The 14,528-nt window shown below is 59.9% G+C and carries 18 protein-coding genes; 12 read left to right on the top strand and 6 right to left on the bottom strand.

What is annotated here, in order from left to right; translation table 11 throughout:
* Window positions 1-275 precede the first annotated feature (275 nt).
* Entirely contained in the window at window positions 276-677 is a 402-nt protein-coding gene (locus D6860_RS14815; RefSeq protein ID WP_008335980.1) for a MerR family transcriptional regulator, read from the bottom strand.
* A 96-nt stretch (window positions 678-773) separates the two neighbouring features.
* Between D6860_RS14815 and D6860_RS14810 the strand changes: the two genes are divergently transcribed.
* The 9 genes from D6860_RS14810 to D6860_RS14765 all read left to right on the top strand — a co-directional run bounded on the left by D6860_RS14810 (window position 774) and on the right by D6860_RS14765 (window position 8,644).
* On the top strand, window positions 774-1,181 hold the full coding sequence (locus D6860_RS14810) for a mercuric transporter MerT family protein (RefSeq protein WP_176244179.1): 408 nt from the start codon (window positions 774-776) through the stop codon (window positions 1,179-1,181).
* 12 nt (window positions 1,182-1,193) lie between these two features.
* The gene (locus tag D6860_RS14805; RefSeq protein ID WP_009807473.1) at window positions 1,194-1,499 is read left to right on the top strand and encodes a heavy-metal-associated domain-containing protein; all 306 of its coding nucleotides are present in this window, start codon (window positions 1,194-1,196) and stop codon (window positions 1,497-1,499) included.
* 22 nt (window positions 1,500-1,521) lie between these two features.
* Window positions 1,522-1,818, top strand: a complete 297-nt coding sequence (locus tag D6860_RS14800) for a hypothetical protein (RefSeq protein WP_222481190.1) — start codon at window positions 1,522-1,524, stop codon at window positions 1,816-1,818.
* Window positions 1,819-1,915: 97 nt separating this feature from the next.
* Window positions 1,916-2,146: a mercury resistance system transport protein MerF gene (gene merF, locus D6860_RS14795; RefSeq protein WP_050759304.1), complete on the top strand. Its 231-nt coding sequence runs from the start codon at window positions 1,916-1,918 to the stop codon at window positions 2,144-2,146.
* A gap of 63 nt (window positions 2,147-2,209) precedes the next feature.
* Window positions 2,210-3,559 carry a dihydrolipoyl dehydrogenase family protein gene (locus tag D6860_RS14790; protein ID WP_008335974.1) on the top strand — a complete coding sequence of 450 codons (1,350 nt, stop codon included), beginning with the start codon at window positions 2,210-2,212 and terminating at the stop codon, window positions 3,557-3,559.
* Window positions 3,560-3,610: 51 nt separating this feature from the next.
* On the top strand, window positions 3,611-5,068 hold the full coding sequence (gene merA, locus D6860_RS14785; protein ID WP_008335972.1) for a mercury(II) reductase: 1,458 nt from the start codon (window positions 3,611-3,613) through the stop codon (window positions 5,066-5,068).
* A 270-nt stretch (window positions 5,069-5,338) separates the two neighbouring features.
* The gene (locus D6860_RS14775) at window positions 5,339-6,973 is read left to right on the top strand and encodes a Mu transposase C-terminal domain-containing protein (RefSeq protein ID WP_128549244.1); all 1,635 of its coding nucleotides are present in this window, start codon (window positions 5,339-5,341) and stop codon (window positions 6,971-6,973) included.
* A 1-nt stretch (window position 6,974) separates the two neighbouring features.
* Window positions 6,975-7,856 carry a TniB family NTP-binding protein gene (locus tag D6860_RS14770; RefSeq protein ID WP_038147410.1) on the top strand — a complete coding sequence of 294 codons (882 nt, stop codon included), beginning with the start codon at window positions 6,975-6,977 and terminating at the stop codon, window positions 7,854-7,856.
* Window positions 7,793-8,644 (top strand): TniQ family protein, encoded by an 852-nt coding sequence (locus D6860_RS14765; RefSeq protein ID WP_207287098.1) that lies wholly within the window; start codon window positions 7,793-7,795, stop codon window positions 8,642-8,644. Before D6860_RS14770 ends, D6860_RS14765 begins: the two co-directional genes overlap by 64 nt.
* Here D6860_RS14765 and D6860_RS14760 read toward each other — a convergent pair.
* From D6860_RS14760 to D6860_RS14740, 5 genes are all read right to left on the bottom strand, one after another.
* Entirely contained in the window at window positions 8,641-9,621 is a 981-nt protein-coding gene (locus D6860_RS14760) for a cation diffusion facilitator family transporter (protein ID WP_009807478.1), read from the bottom strand. The two genes, D6860_RS14765 and D6860_RS14760, sit on opposite strands and share 4 nt — an antisense overlap.
* Before the next feature lies 1 nt (window position 9,622).
* On the bottom strand, window positions 9,623-10,285 hold the full coding sequence (locus D6860_RS14755; protein ID WP_008327266.1) for a TVP38/TMEM64 family protein: 663 nt from the start codon (window positions 10,283-10,285) through the stop codon (window positions 9,623-9,625).
* Between the two features lie 3 nt (window positions 10,286-10,288).
* A complete protein-coding gene (locus D6860_RS14750; protein WP_008327267.1) occupies window positions 10,289-10,738 on the bottom strand; it encodes a DUF6010 family protein in 450 nt (149 codons plus the stop codon).
* Between the two features lie 161 nt (window positions 10,739-10,899).
* Entirely contained in the window at window positions 10,900-11,337 is a 438-nt protein-coding gene (locus D6860_RS14745) for an ion channel (RefSeq protein ID WP_222481193.1), read from the bottom strand.
* Between the two features lie 88 nt (window positions 11,338-11,425).
* Window positions 11,426-11,899 (bottom strand): rhodanese-like domain-containing protein, encoded by a 474-nt coding sequence (locus D6860_RS14740; RefSeq protein ID WP_008327269.1) that lies wholly within the window; start codon window positions 11,897-11,899, stop codon window positions 11,426-11,428.
* 188 nt (window positions 11,900-12,087) lie between these two features.
* On the opposite strand from D6860_RS14740, the gene D6860_RS14735 reads away from it, so the two are divergent.
* The 3 genes from D6860_RS14735 to D6860_RS25705 are packed head-to-tail and all read left to right on the top strand — an operon-like array spanning window position 12,088 to window position 14,517.
* The gene (locus D6860_RS14735; protein ID WP_007803380.1) at window positions 12,088-12,810 is read left to right on the top strand and encodes a response regulator; all 723 of its coding nucleotides are present in this window, start codon (window positions 12,088-12,090) and stop codon (window positions 12,808-12,810) included.
* A complete protein-coding gene (locus D6860_RS14730) occupies window positions 12,810-14,276 on the top strand; it encodes an ATP-binding protein (RefSeq protein ID WP_076625735.1) in 1,467 nt (488 codons plus the stop codon). Before D6860_RS14735 ends, D6860_RS14730 begins: the two co-directional genes overlap by 1 nt.
* Window positions 14,212-14,517 carry an SHOCT domain-containing protein gene (locus D6860_RS25705; RefSeq protein WP_222481198.1) on the top strand — a complete coding sequence of 102 codons (306 nt, stop codon included), beginning with the start codon at window positions 14,212-14,214 and terminating at the stop codon, window positions 14,515-14,517. The genes D6860_RS14730 and D6860_RS25705 overlap by 65 nt, the downstream gene beginning before the upstream one ends.
* Window positions 14,518-14,528: the final 11 nt, after the last annotated feature.

Here is a 14,528-nt window from a genome sequence, read left to right as displayed (position 1 = left end):
TTCCAGTAAAATACGCGACCTTCAGGAGAGGCGCGAGCACCTCGAAGCCGCGGTGCCGGATCGAGCGATAAATCTTGCGGTAACTCTGTGCCTGCACCTGTCCGAGTTGATCAGCTTGGCCGGCTACGGCCTGATTCGTGGAAGCGGATGTCTAGGAAACTAGGGGCACCTCAGAGCGCGGTTTCTTCGCTGCCCGCGATATTGGTCACGGTGTTCCTAGCGCGGAAGCCAAGGACTGTCCGGTTTGATTGCCGCGGATTTCCTCAAGAAACCTTTTAGGCCTCCTCCCTCAGCGCATCTATGACGGGGCATTCGGGCACATCGTCTCCGCTACATTGCGCCACGGTGGACGACAGGACGTGCTCAATGCGCTTGAGATCCGCGATCTTGGCGCGGACTGAAGCGAGATGCGCATTTGCCAGACCCTGCACCTCGCCGCAGGTCTGGGCCCCGCCATCGACCAATGCGAGCAGATCGCGAACCTCGTCGAGCGTGAACCCCAACTCGCGCGCGCGCATGATGAAGCGCAGACGCGCGACATGTCTGTCATCGTAGACGCGATAATTTTTGCTGGAGCGCGGCGGCTCGGGCATGACGCCGATGTTCTCGTAGTAGCGAATAGTTTCGAGATTGCAGCCGGTCAGCTTGGCCAGATCTCCGCGCCTGAGGACCTTCACCGATCTGTGATGATTATTCACACCAAACCCCCTTGAGCCTGTACCAGCTACAGACCCTAGATTGAGATCATCACTGAGGCAAGGATGATTCGAACCATGACTGAAACCACATCCGCCGGCCGCCAGTCGGCAATGGGCGAAACCCCGGCAGCTGACAAAAAGGCATGGGCGACAACCGGGCTCGGCGTACTCGGCGCGCTGGCCATGACCTCCTGTTGCATCCTGCCGCTGGTGCTGGTGAGCTTCGGCGTCACCGGCGTGTTCATCGCCCAGTTGGGCGCGTTCTATCAATATAAGTGGATCACCTTCGCACTGAGTGCCGCTTTCATCGGATACGGCTTTTACAAGGCGTATAGCCCGATCCCGGCCGAAGCCTGCGTTGATGGCACCTGCGCGCGACCGATGAACCGAACACTCATGCGGTCCATTCTCTGGATTGCCAGCGGGATCGTCGCCGTGGCGATGATCTTCCCCTACCTGACCCCCTACATCCTGTCCTACTGAAAGGCGTAACCGATGAAACATCTCTCTCTCGCACTCGCAACTCTCGGCATTCTGGCCGCAATGCCCGCCAGTGCCGAAGAACAGCGCATCAATGTCGGTGTCGCCGAACTGACATGCCCGACCTGCTCGTTCACCGTCGCGGCGGCGATGCGCGGCGTGCCCACGGTCGAAATCGTCGACTTCCAGGAAGGCGAGGAGTTTGGCACGGGCACTTACGTCGTGGCCTTCGACGATCAGGCGGCCAACCCAGACATGATCATCGAGGCGGTTCTGGCCAATGGCTATCCGGCCGAGGTGCTCCAGGCGGGGGAGTCCTGAGCACGGAAGGACGGGTATGGCCATGGATGACAAACATTTGGGCGGGCTTCTGGCCTTCATCATTGCCGCGCCGATCATGGTGATCTGCTGCGGCGGCGGTGGCGTCATCCTAGCCACCATTCTCGGCGGGATTGGCGGGTGGTTGATGGGGCTCGGCGGAATAGCCGCTGTCGTCGCGGCAATTGGCGCGGCGCTGGTTGTTCGCGAGATCAGGCGCAGGGGATCAGCAGGTGTCGATGGCGCACCGGATGAGACTTGCACCAAAACCCGGGCCGCCGGTGAGAGTATCCACCGCCCGGCCGATTTCGCGGCCGAGTAGAGCAACGCACCGGCACAGGTCTTTGGGCTGTTCGGGTCGATCCCGGATCCGGTGGCACCACGCAATTGATGCACCAGACATGAGGAAACAAATTACGATGCCTTCAGACGACACATCTTCGAACGGCCTTTTGAAAGTGGGCATCATCGGCACCATCATTGTGGCGCTCTGCTGCTTTACGCCCATTTTGGTGATCCTCTTCGGCGCGGTCGGCCTGGCCGCCGTCGTCGGATATCTCGACCTCGTGCTGTTTCCGGCACTGGGCATCTTTATCCTGCTGACCATTTACGCGCTCTGGCGCAAGAACGCGCGCGGCTCGGCGTCCTGAGGGAAACTGGGCTGACATCCATCCAAATAGCGCCTCAGACAAAGCATTGAAGAGAAAAACCTTATGACGAAGAGCTACGACCTTATCGTGATCGGCGGTGGAACCGGTGGCAATGGCGTCGCCCGGATGGCGGCGAATGCCGGCTGGAGCGTCGCCAGCATCGACAGCGAGCCCCATGGCGGCACCTGCGCCCTGCGCGGTTGCGATCCCAAGAAGATGCTGATCGCCGTCACCGAGGGCGTCGAGTGGGCGGAAAACATGAAGGGCAAGGGGCTGGAGGCGCAGCCTTCGGTCAACTGGTCCGACATGATCGCCTTCAAGCGCAGCTTCACCGACGCGATGCCACCGCGCATCGAGGCCGGGCTGGAAAAGGCCGGGATCGACGTCTTGCACGGAGAGGTACGGTTTACCGGCCCCGATGCGATCGAGTTGAACGGCGAGACCCTGAGGGCGAAGCATTTCCACATCGCCACCGGTGCCCGACCGATGACGCTGAACATCCCGGGCGAGGAGTATCTCGCCACCTCGACCGATTTCCTGGAACTGCCCGAGCGTCCCGACCGCATCGCCTTTGTCGGCGGCGGGTTCATCGCGATGGAATTCGCCCATGTGGCCAAGCGCGCGGGCGCGCGCGAGGTGACCGTGCTGGAGATGATGGACCGCCCCCTGGGCAACTTTGATCCCGATCTGGTCGCGATGCTGGTCGAGGCGACCGCAGAGCTGGGCGTCGATCTGCGCACCAAAGCGAAGGTGGCGAAGATCGAGAAACAGGGCGACGAAGTCGTGGTCACCGTGGAACGTCACGACGGCACCGAAACGATCACTTGCGATCTGGTGGTGCATGGCACCGGCCGCGTGCCCAACATAGACGGGCTGAACCTCGAGGCCGCTGGAGTCGAATACTCACGCCGTGGCATCAAGGTGAGCGACGCGATGCGCGCCACCAACCCGGCCATTTTCGCGGCCGGCGACTGCGCTGATAGCGGGTTGAATCTGACCCCGGTCTCGGCGGCAGAGGGACGCATCGCGGGGAAGAACATTCTGGGCGGCAAGGACGCGCGGGAGATCAAGTATCCGCCGATCCCGTCAGTGGTCTTCACCCTGCCCATGGTTGCTACCGTGGGCTTGTCGGAAGCGGCGGCCAGGGAGCAGGGGCTGAAGTTCGATGTGCATTTCGAGAAGACGGAGGGCTGGTATTCGTCGCTGCGCGTCGGCGCGAAACACACCGGATTCAAGGTTCTTGTCGAACGGGGCAGCGGGCAAATACTCGGCGCGCACCTGATCGGACCAGGAGCCGAGGAGCAGATCAATCTTTTCGCCATGGCCATGGGTGCCGGGCAGACCGCAAATCAGATCAAGGCGATGATTTTCGCTTATCCCAGTTACGCCTCCGACATCGGGTCGATGGTGTGAATTGAAATTTGACCGCCGCCAAGATGGTGGCGCCCGGTTCAAGTAAAGGAAATGAAAATGGATCAAACCGTCAAGGAACATGATTGCTGCTCTTCGAAGGATGTCGGCGCCGACAGTTATGACCTGATCGTCGTCGGTGCGGGCTCTGCCGGGTTCTCGGCTTCGATCACTGCAGCTGAAGCCGGAAAGCGGGTGGCGCTTGTCGGGCACGGCACCATCGGCGGCACCTGCGTGAACGTCGGCTGCGTTCCGTCCAAGGCGATGATCCGCGCCGCAGAGGCGGCCCATGGTGGCGCGTCCGCTGCCCGGTTCCCGGGCATTGCGTCCTGCGAACATGCGGTGGATTGGCCAGCCGTTGTGAAAGGCACGACCGATCTGGTCGCGGAGATGCGGCACAAGAAATATATCGACCTGCTGCCCGCCTATGAGAACGTCACCTATATCGAGGACGGCCCGGCGCGATTGGTCGAGGGTGGCGTCGCTGTCGGCGGGCGGGTGATATCCGCCCCGCGCATCCTGATCGCCACCGGCTCGCGCCCCCATCAACCTGCCATCAAAGGCATCGACACCGTGGAGACCCTCGATTCCACCGGTCTGCTGACCCTGCCCGACCGGCCCGAAAGCATCATTGTGCTGGGCGGCGGCTATATCGGCTGCGAGTTGGCGCAGATGGCCTCAAGGCTGGGGGTGAAAGTCACGCTTGTGACCCGCTCGCGCCTTCTGCCCGGCGCCGAGCCGGAGGTGGCCCAGGCGCTGACGCAAGCGCTGAAGACCGAAGGCATCGCGGTCGAGACCGGTCTTGCTTACGTCTCGGCCGCGAAAGCTGCGGGCGGCGTCATTCTGACTGTCGAACGCGATGGAAAGACCGAGGTTTTGTCCGCCGAACGGCTGGTTGTGACCACCGGACGGGTGGCCAATTCCGAGAACCTCGGGTTGGAAGATCTCGGGATAGAGACCGACGCGCGCGGCTCGATCAAGGTCGGTCCTGACATGGCCACGACGCGGGCCGGCGTCTGGGCGGCGGGCGATGTCACCGACCGTGACCAGTTCGTCTACATGGCCGCCTACGGTGCCAAGGTGGCAATCAACAATGCCCTTGGACTGGAGCCAATGCGCTATGAGAATGCGGCGATGCCATGGGTCGTGTTCACCGACCCGCAAGTGGCCGGTGTCGGCGTTTCAGAGGCTGGGGCCAAGGCGGCGGGGCACGAGGTCAAGATCAGCGTGATCACGCTCGACAACGTCCCGCGCGCCGCCGCGGCCCGCAACACCCGCGGCGTGATCAAGCTGGTGGCCGACGCCAAGACCGACCGCCTGCTGGGCGGCCAGATCGTGGCGCCCGAAGGCTCGGACACGATCCAGACGCTGGCAATGGCGCTCAAGTTCGGCATGACCTCCAAGGCCCTCGGCGAAACGATTTTCCCATATCTGACCACGGTTGAAGGGCTGAAACTTGCGGCCCAGACTTTCGACAAGGATGTGGCCAAACTCAGCTGCTGCGCGGGGTAATGCCATGGTGCTGAAGGAAAGGACCGATCTTCTGTCGACACTTCCCGGTGCGTTGATCGCTTGGGGTCTGCCCATTGCAGCGATGATCTTGGCGATCGGTATCCCGCATCCGATCAAGACCTGGTGTCGCGTAGCCCTTAATTGTGAGATGGGAAATCCAACGAAATCAACGGCTGTCCTTTGCCCTTAAATATGAGATTTTGCCTTTAATTCCGATTTTCTTGCCCTTAAACCTGAGACAGGGTTCACAGACATGTGCGGCAAATATCGATGGATGATGATGGCGAAGCCTCCGTTGCAGTTGGTGCTGAAGAGTCGCGCAGGGCCGCCGTGCTACGTCCGCTTGTTCAGGCATATCTCAATGGGGCTGGCAGTCTGGAAAGCGGCATCAATGACGCCGTTTGGGAGCTTGGTGTCAGCAGGGCGACGGTCTGGCGTTGGATAAAGCGGCTGGCGGAAGAGGGTGGGCGCACCAGCGCGCTGGCTCCGCGAAAACGAGGCCGCCCGACAGGTACGGTTTTGATATCCAGCAAGGTCGAAGCGGTGATCGAAGAGCATCTTCGCCGTTATTTCTTGCGCCGGGAACGATCCAGCCTGTCGCGTGTTGTGACTGAGATCCGCAGCGCGTGCTGGCAGCAGGGGTTGCAACCGCCGACACGGCGGACGGTTCAACGTCGTCTGGATGCAATGGATGCCCGCGAAGTTGCAAAGGCACGAGAGGGGGCAAAGGCGGCCCGCCAGAAATTTGCGGCCGTCACAGGCGAGAACAAGGCCAGTCAGCCACTGGAGATCGTCCAAATTGATCATACACCGGCGGACATCATTCTTGTCGACGGCTTTGAACGCAAACCAATTGGGCGGCCTTGGGTCACGCTGGCGATCGACGTCGCAACGCGGATGGTGACCGGATATTACACCTCTCTCGAGGCACCTTCGCGTCTGTCAGTGGCGCTTTGCCTGACACAGGCGGTGACCCTCAAGGAGGAACTTCTTGCGGAATTGGCGTGCGATGTTCCTTGGCCGGCACAGGGCAAACCGCACAGCATCCACGTCGATAACGGTCGCGATTTCCGGTCGCGCGCCTTTCGGTCGGCCTGTGCGGATTGGGGGATCGATCTGGTCTATCGACCGCCAGCAAGTCCTCACTTCGGTGGTCACATCGAACGGTTGATCGGCACCATGATGGGGGCCGTTCACCTGTTGCCGGGAACAACGCAATCCTCGATCGCGGCAAAGGGCGACTATGACGCCGAAAGCAAGGCCACGATGACGTTGAGCGAATTCGATCGCTGGTTTGCTCTGGAAATCTGCCGTTACAACAACAGCATTCATTCAAGTCTTGGCTGCACGCCCGTTGCCAAATGGGAGGCGCTCTCAGAGCAAATGACAGGCGACATCCCCTTCGAGATGGAAGCCTTTCAGGTGAGCTTCCTGCCGAGTGAACTGCGCAAGATCAGGCGTGACGGCATCCATCTGTTCCAGATAAGGTACTGGTCCGATGCCCTTGCAGGCCACATTGGGCGCGGGGATGGAAAGGTGGTCGTTCGCTACGATCCTCGCGATATCTCAATGATCTGGGTCGAACTGGACGATGGCCGGTATGTTGAGGCGCGGTACAGAAACCTGGAAATTCCGCCCGTCTCGCTCTGGGAATATCGCGAAGCGATGAGGAAGGCCCGTGCCCTTGGCAAGTCCGGGTCTAATGAGCTGGTGCTGGCTGAGCTGATCCGACAGCAACGCCAGATCGAAGCTGAAAGCCGGGGCCTGACGAAGGCCGAACGCAGAACCCGTGAAAGAAAAGGGACATTGAAGGGCACGAACTCGGCCGTCTCGACAACCGAAGGGCTGCGCCCGATCGATACGGGTGATACATCGCGCCCATTGTTCAAGGTGGAGAGATGGTGAATTGAGGGCAGGGACAACTGAAGAAGACGGCCGGATCGCCCTCATTCAATCGGATATCTGGATCGGCTTTCCTCGGGCGGAACAGGTGTTGGACCGCTTGCAGGGCATGATCGAAGCGCCACGACAAACCCGTATGCCTGGGCTTCTTGTGCATGGCGCCTCCGGGATCGGAAAGACGATGATTGCCCGAAACCTGTCGCGCAAGTACGCACCAGAATACGATCCGGCGTCGGGCATCACCCGCACACCGCTTCTGCTGTTGCAAGCGCCGCCCGCACCTGATGAACGGCGGTTTTACCTGCACATCCTGGCCGCCGTCGGCGCCCCGGCGACGGCTCTTAGCGCCCGCGCTCAAAATGTGGCTTCCCTCGAAGTCCGTGTCATCGCGCTCTTACGCGACCTTGGCCTGCGGATGATCATGATCGACGAGGTCCACAATCTCTTGGCCGGGACCCACCGCGAACAGCGCCGATTTCTCAATGTCCTGCGGTATCTCAGCAATGAACTCGAGGTGTCACTGGTCTGCCTTGGGGTCAGCGAGGCCGTCGATGCTATTCGCGGTGATATCCAGCTTGCCCGACGGCTGGACGAACATCATCTGCCAAACTGGCGCGACGATGCCGAGTTCTCGGACATGATCCAGACCCTTATTGCTGCCATGCCACTGGAAAAGAAGTCCAACCTGAAGGTCAAATCTCTCAAGCAGGTCTTGGCACTGACCGGTGGGGTGACCTCGCGCATCTTCGCTCTGGTCAAGGATCTTTCCATCGACGCCATTATCACAGGCGAGGAATGCATCACCGATGACGCAATCGCAAAATGGACGCCGGTTTGGTCGCGCCATGCGAACCCCCATCGGCGGCTCCAGAAGTCCCGGGTGTGAAGCCGCACCCGCTGCCCAAGACTGTCGCGCCGCTGCCAGACGAGTTGTTGTCAGGTTGGTTGTCTCGGCTGGCGGCGGCCAACTACTGTGATGATGCGGAACTACTGGCTCATCTCAGAATCGATACCGCGCATGGCACCGCCTTGGACTTCAACGTCGACGCGGCTGCGGCGGCGAAGATTGCCAACGCCGCACGGGTTAACCCAGATGTTGTTCGATCTTTGACCTTTCCGGCAATGACGCCACGAGAAGCCTCACTGACGGCTCAGATGCCATTCCAGCATTGCCTGCGATGCTCCAGAGAGGGTCTTTTGCTCAGGCATTGGAGGCGGGCCTGGGCATTTGACTGCCAAGTTTGCGGGACGAGACTTGTGCAGACCCTTGGCAAACTCCGTGAGGAACAAATATCTGGAAAACTGATATACCGAGCGCGCCGCGGGGCAGAGATGCTTGAGTGCGCCGCGCGCTCGCGCGGCCCCAAGCAACTTCGGCGCGCAATGCGCGCAGTCACCTTTGCCATGTCACTCAAAACCTTCCGCGGGGATCCGTCGTTCGCTGTCCAGAACCCCAGATCGGAAGTTAGGCTGTTCTGCCTCGCCGCAATCGCCGCCGCTCGATCTCATCCCTTGGCTAAGGCAGCCATCGTCAGCAAAAGCATCGACGACTATGCAAGGGTTGCTCTCTTGCGCGCCTTCGAGAAGGAGCCTCGATTGCTTGCCGCGGTTGATCACATCGCGCAAAGGTGCGCGAGAAACAGGGGCCCCATGACAGCCGTATCTCACAATTAAGGGCAAAAATTGTCGCCAAACGCGTCGCGTCTCAGATTAAAGGGCAACGCGACAGCAGCCTTTGCAGCCGCTATCTGGACTATATCAAGATCCCGCGCGTGGCGCTCGTCGAGACACTCTGTTTCGAGCTGCAGCGTGACCATGTGAAACCCATGCTGTTCCGTCAGCCGCCGATAGGCCCGGTTCAGCAGGTCCGCGGCCTCTGCGGGCTCACCATGGCGGATATGGGCAGAAAATGCGTGTTTGCCGCTGGTCAGCGTCCAGGCATGCACATGGTGAACGTCCAGAACCCCGTCCTGGCCGCGCAGGTCCGTCGTCACAGCCTCGAGATCCGTTCCCTCTGGCGTGCCTTCCATGAGGATGTGGACCGCTTCCTTGATGACGCCGACGGAGGCCCAGAGGAGAACCACCCCGAACGCCATGCCGAGGATCGGGTCAATCGCCAGAAAGCCGGTGAACTCGATCACTAGAGCGGTGACGATGATCAGGAGGCTGCCGACAAAGGTCTGGATGATGTGCCAGAGCGCACCACGGGCATTCAGATCGTCCTTGCTCGATTGCCACATCAGCCCCAGCGAGATCACTTCGGTGACCAGGCCTCCGAAGGCGACCCAGAGCATGGGACCCGTGGCCAGGTGAATCGGATTCCCGAGCCGCATCGCGCCCATCCAGATCACCAGAAGCGCCATACCGAGAAGAAAGCCGCCATTCACCAGTGCCCCGATGATCTCGGCGCGGTACCAGCCGAAACTCCGCGCCGAATCCGCCGGGCGGCGCGCAATGCGCTGCGCGATGATGGCCACCAGAACGCCGCCAACCGCCGACAGGGTGTGAAACGCATCCGACAGGACGGCAATCGAGCCAGTCCAGAGCCCGACGGCCAGTTCAATCACGAAGTAGACGCCGGTGAGCCAGGCCGAAATCACAAGGGCCTTGCCGGAACTCGGCATATGCCCGGCGTGGGAATGACTGGCCATATCAGCTCTCCTTCCGTTTCGTACCGGTCTTTCGCGTCGCGGCGAAGAGAACCGACAGGCCGGTAAAGCCACCCAGCGCAAGTGCGGTCCATGTGGCAGTGCGGGCATCGCCGTTCATCGCCTGGCTGCCCATGTGAGCGAGCAAGAAACTCGCTGGAATAATCCCGGCCATCGTGGCCAGCGCGAACCTCCAAAGATGCAGCTTGCTCAGACCTGCGGCGTAACTGATCATATCGAAGGACAGAAACGGCAGCAGGCGACTGCCGAAGACCAGGAAGGTCAGAGTGTTCTGGGACCCGAACAGGCCTGCGTTAATCTTCTGACCGAGATGACGCTCAACGAAGGGACGACCCAAGCCGCGGGCCAGACCAAAGGCGGCAAGCGCACCGAGTTCCGCACCTAGAACGACGAAGAGCGTCCCGTACGTGTGTCCATAAGCCGCTCCGGCGGCGAGTGCGATTGGCGCCGAGGGCAGGGGGCTTGCGACAATAGCGATTGTCATGAGCGCCACGATGACAATTGGTCCGGCAAGACCTGCCGCCTCGATCCAGCGGTCAATTTCCGCGCGATCCGGCAGGCGAATGTCAACGCCAAGGACGTCCGGGAAGGCCAATGCGACGACTCCCATCAGGAACACCGCCATAAGAAGGATGCGCATCATCATGGATCAAAACACGGCATAGAGCAGAACGAAGAACGTCGCTGCCAAAAGGTCAAAGGCCACGCAGAATGGAATATACCAGTTCGGAATCCGGGCGAGACGATAAGAATTGTGGTGTGACATGTCCCAAAGGGCGTGAAGGGCCAAGCCCAAGGGGAGGAAGGCCCACTGCCATATCAGCCCCAGGAACGCTGCTAAGCCGAACAAAAGGGCGACCGCGAGCTCTGCCCAGAACACGCGCGCTCTGCCGTCCGCAGCGCCAAAGCCGATATAGGCACCGCCAATCAAAGCAAGCGTGATCGAAGCAAGAGCTATCGAGCTTTGCTCATCCAAAAAAAGGTGAGCCGGCAATGTGAGAACGACAAGCAACACGCCAACCCATACGGGAGATTTCAAGATATCCCCGTGTCGATGGTGCGATACGTGATCGCCTGTCTTTTCGAAAATCTGTGCCATGGCTTTGTACCTAGGGATTCCAGCAACTGGAAGGTCAAGGGCTATTCATCCACGCGCGCAACGCAGCGCTCACTCAACCGTTCCACGGTGAGGTCAAAGGACCGATATCAGGACGTATTTGACGCTGACGCCAAGCTCATGTCCGACGCGCGTGGCGATTTTCAGTCATCTTTCGCCTTCTGCCAGACTTGCTGGCAGGCTGAGTAAAGAAACGTCGCTGACCAGGTCAGCAACATGAAGCCCAAAAGCGATTGCAGCATCAGCAATAGTCGAAAGGGCCCGACCACCTCTATGGACGAATAGCCAAGGGTCGAGAACGAGATGCCCGTAACATAGAGAACATCCTGAAACATCGGAGGGCTGTTGCTGAACGATTGCGGCAGAACGCTTGCCACCACCATCGTGTTGAACACGGCGAGCGTCACAAGTTCCAAGACATGCAGCAACAGCAACGTGGAAAACGTCAGGATGATCCGAAAGCCGGAGCCATCCGACCGCTGCGGGGAAAACTTCAGAATGCCCGACAACGCATAATGATGGACAATTCCCATCACGATCGCCGCGCATATTCCGACAAACATAGCCATCAACTCGGTCATACACCCAAACCCGTCTTCCTGTTCAAACAGGTCAATTTGACCATACATCAGGCTTTTAGCACAACGGGACCAATTGATTCTTCACTGGTCAGGCCAACGCGGGGGGCAACCCGTTCAGGGCGACATCCACCGGAACGGTCGGCAAGTTCGATGCGATCCAGCCAGGCCCTTCGCCTGATCCCAACATCCCTTCCGAGATATCGGCGTAGCCCGAATAACCAGCTTGTCTCAACGCTCGAAGCAGCGATGCGGAGCGTCCGCCAGTGGCGCAGATCAGTCCAACAGTGCGATCACCGCTCAGTTCCTTGGCCCTGAACAATCGGTCCGGAAAACCGGACGCGTGCATGCTTATCGGCCATACACCAGCACCTACGCCGGTTTCTTGCCACTCTTTGTGCGTTCTGACATCGATGATCCGCGCCGTATCCGATAGAAGCGCGTCAAAGGCATTCTCTGCCGACCAGACAGATCGGCTCTGCGCCAACAGCGGTGACGCCGCGACGGTCAGCACCGTCATATGAGCACCCAGAACGAAACGGCGCCGGTTCAAATCAAGAGCCATATTCGAAAACCTCATCCTTTGATCGGTTGCGATCCCAAAGGTCACATAACATACGCGCGACGCTACCCGGGAGCACGACACGGTGCAGGCACAGATTTGTATCCATCTGTAGCAAGGGACTGACCTGATACAAACGGCTACAATTCTGCCCATGAAACAGAATGCAACGATGATCTAGGAAGGACGCCATGGGACCGCCACCTCATATCCTTATCGTGGACGACCACGCTCAGATACGCGAAAGCGTCGCGCGCTTCCTGGAGAAGAACGGAATGCGCACGACCGTCGCCAGGGATGCCGTGGAGATGGATGCCAAGCTGGCCACTGGTCACTTCGACCTCCTCGTGCTCGATGTCATGATGCCGGGCGAGGACGGTTTGTCGGTTTGCCGCAGACTTGCGCCAGAGGGTGATCTTCCGATCATCATGCTGACGGCGCTTGGTGAGGAAACGGATCGGATCGTGGGTCTGGAAATCGGTGCGGACGATTATCTCGCCAAGCCGTTCAATCCACGAGAACTGCTCGCCCGCATCAAGTCGGTTCTTCGGAGAAGCAACCGCGACGAACCTGTGGCCGGAAGCCTCGCTGGGAGGAAAGTCTCTTTTGCGCACTGGATACTGGATACCGACCGGCAGGTGCTGATTGACGAGTCCACCACCGAGACCCCATTGACGACCTCCGAGTTCAAATTGCTGGCGGTCCTGCTGGAACGCGCGAGGATGGTGCTCAGCCGTGACCAGTTGCTTGACCTGACCGCTGGTCGGACGGCAGGCCCGATGGATCGCACCATCGACAATCAGATCAGCCGTCTCCGCCGCAAAATCGAGCCGGATGTACTTAGGCCCAGTGTCATCAAAACGGTGCGGAACGGCGGATACTGTCTGGCTGCCGATGTCGAGGATGCGCCGTGATGCGCCGTGCGATGAGATCTCTGAGCGGCCAATTGATCCTGCTTGTGGTCGCGGCACTTGTCGTGGCCCAGGTGATCAGCCTGTTCCTGTTCGCCGACGAGCGCAGCCTTGCGATCCGTGCAGCTTTAGGATTCGAGGCCGCGGGTCGCGCAGCGAATGTCGCGCGGTTGATCGAAGAGGCCCCGCTGGATCTGCAGGACTCGATCCTTCGCGCGGCAAATTCGCCTCTGATCCGGTTCGATCTGTCGGACGCTCCGATCGTGGATCACACCGGTCATTCGGACGGCGGCATCGTGGAAGCGCGCATACGCGCCCTGATGGATGACAGCTACAGCCGGGATATTCGCGTTGAATTGCACGAGGTCGAGGGCGAGTTGCGGCCTCTTCCCAATCTCTCGGACGAGATGACAGAAATGCATCTCGCGATGATGCGCGGAGAGTTGACAGCGGTTGAAATGAACCTGTCCATCGCCATCAAGGGAGCGCGTTGGCTGAATGTCGGAACGCGGTTCGAGCGACCGCCGATCCAATGGCCTTTCTATTCGATGCTGACCTTCGGGATTTCCGCCGGACTGCTTCTGGTGGCGATCTTCTGGTTTGTAATGACGCGCCTGACGCGTCCTTTGCGGCACCTGTCGAAGTCCGCGGACCATCTTGGCCGGGGCGAAGATGTGGGCGAATTGGCGGTCACAGGGCCGACCGAGGTCAGAGATCTGACCGTCGCATTCAACCGCATGCAACGACGGCTGACCCGGTTTGTCAGTGATCGTACACGTATGCTCGCAGCCCTTGGCCACGATTTACGCTCGCCGTTGACTGCCATGCGTGTCCGCGCGGAGCTGGTTGACGAAGAAGAGACGCGGGACAGCCTCATCGCATCGGTCGAAGAGATGCAGAGTATGGTCGAAGCGACGCTCACCTTTGCACGCGGCCTTACCGGATCCGAAGGTGCCGAAGTGGTCGATCTGCGCAATTTTCTGGACAGCTTGTGCAGCGATATGGCGGCACACTGCACCTTTGCCCCGAGTGATGATGTTGCCGTGCGGCTTCGACCCAACGCGTTCCGAAGGGCACTGAGGAACTTGCTTGAGAACGCCGTTCGCTACGGTGGTGCCGCAAAAGTCAGCTGGGCGACCCACGGTTCGAACCTCGTACTCAACATCGATGACAATGGGCCCGGCATTCCCGTCGACCAGTTGGAAAAGGTCTTCGATCCGTTCTATCGCCTCGAGCAATCGAGGTCTCTGGAAACGGGCGGTTATGGGCTTGGGCTCTCAATCGCGAGGACAATCGTCCAATCCCATGGCGGCGATATCCAGCTGGTCAATCAGAACAGCGCGGGTTTGCGCGCTGTTGTCACCATCCCGTTGGATGAAACCGAACTGATCGAAGGAGAAACAGATGAAACTGAACGCGTTGATCCTGCCGTTGCTGGCCAGCTTGCCCGCCAGCATGGCGCAGGCTGATGGACCAGGCTCCTGGACGGGGCACATGTGGGGCAGTGGCTATGGCTTTATGGGCGGCTTCATGATGCTCGCCTTCTGGGGTGCGCTGATCGCATTGGTGGTGTTTCTGGTGTTCAGGCTGCGGGACAATGGCACCCGTCCCCCGGACTCGGACGCGCAGGAAGCGCTCAGGCGCCGCTTTGCAAATGGGGAAATCGACGAAGAAGAGTTCCGTCGCCGCAAAGCAACGCTCGACGAATAGACCCCGCCGCG

It is taken from the genome of Salipiger sp. D13, assembly GCF_003703915.1.
Lineage (GTDB): Bacteria > Pseudomonadota > Alphaproteobacteria > Rhodobacterales > Rhodobacteraceae > Salipiger > Salipiger profundus.
This window is presented reverse-complemented; position numbering and strand designations above follow the sequence as displayed.

Coding starts and splice junctions, on each gene's coding strand:
- D6860_RS14810 (WP_176244179.1), top strand. CDS start 774: ATGACTGAAACCACATCCGCCGGCCGCCAGTCGGCAATGGGCGAAACC.
- D6860_RS14740 (WP_008327269.1), bottom strand. CDS start 11,899: ATGGCTCTTGATTTGAACCGGCGCCGTTTCGTTCTGGGTGCTCATATG.
- D6860_RS14745 (WP_222481193.1), bottom strand. CDS start 11,337: ATGACCGAGTTGATGGCTATGTTTGTCGGAATATGCGCGGCGATCGTG.
- D6860_RS14790 (WP_008335974.1), top strand. CDS start 2,210: ATGACGAAGAGCTACGACCTTATCGTGATCGGCGGTGGAACCGGTGGC.
- D6860_RS14765 (WP_207287098.1), top strand. CDS start 7,793: ATGGACGCCGGTTTGGTCGCGCCATGCGAACCCCCATCGGCGGCTCCA.
- D6860_RS14750 (WP_008327267.1), bottom strand. CDS start 10,738: ATGGCACAGATTTTCGAAAAGACAGGCGATCACGTATCGCACCATCGA.
- D6860_RS25705 (WP_222481198.1), top strand. CDS start 14,212: ATGAAACTGAACGCGTTGATCCTGCCGTTGCTGGCCAGCTTGCCCGCC.
- D6860_RS14805 (WP_009807473.1), top strand. CDS start 1,194: ATGAAACATCTCTCTCTCGCACTCGCAACTCTCGGCATTCTGGCCGCA.
- D6860_RS14775 (WP_128549244.1), top strand. CDS start 5,339: ATGGATGATGATGGCGAAGCCTCCGTTGCAGTTGGTGCTGAAGAGTCG.
- merF (WP_050759304.1), top strand. CDS start 1,916: ATGCCTTCAGACGACACATCTTCGAACGGCCTTTTGAAAGTGGGCATC.
- D6860_RS14755 (WP_008327266.1), bottom strand. CDS start 10,285: ATGATGATGCGCATCCTTCTTATGGCGGTGTTCCTGATGGGAGTCGTC.
- D6860_RS14760 (WP_009807478.1), bottom strand. CDS start 9,621: ATGGCCAGTCATTCCCACGCCGGGCATATGCCGAGTTCCGGCAAGGCC.
- D6860_RS14735 (WP_007803380.1), top strand. CDS start 12,088: ATGGGACCGCCACCTCATATCCTTATCGTGGACGACCACGCTCAGATA.
- D6860_RS14800 (WP_222481190.1), top strand. CDS start 1,522: ATGGATGACAAACATTTGGGCGGGCTTCTGGCCTTCATCATTGCCGCG.
- D6860_RS14730 (WP_076625735.1), top strand. CDS start 12,810: ATGCGCCGTGCGATGAGATCTCTGAGCGGCCAATTGATCCTGCTTGTG.
- merA (WP_008335972.1), top strand. CDS start 3,611: ATGAAAATGGATCAAACCGTCAAGGAACATGATTGCTGCTCTTCGAAG.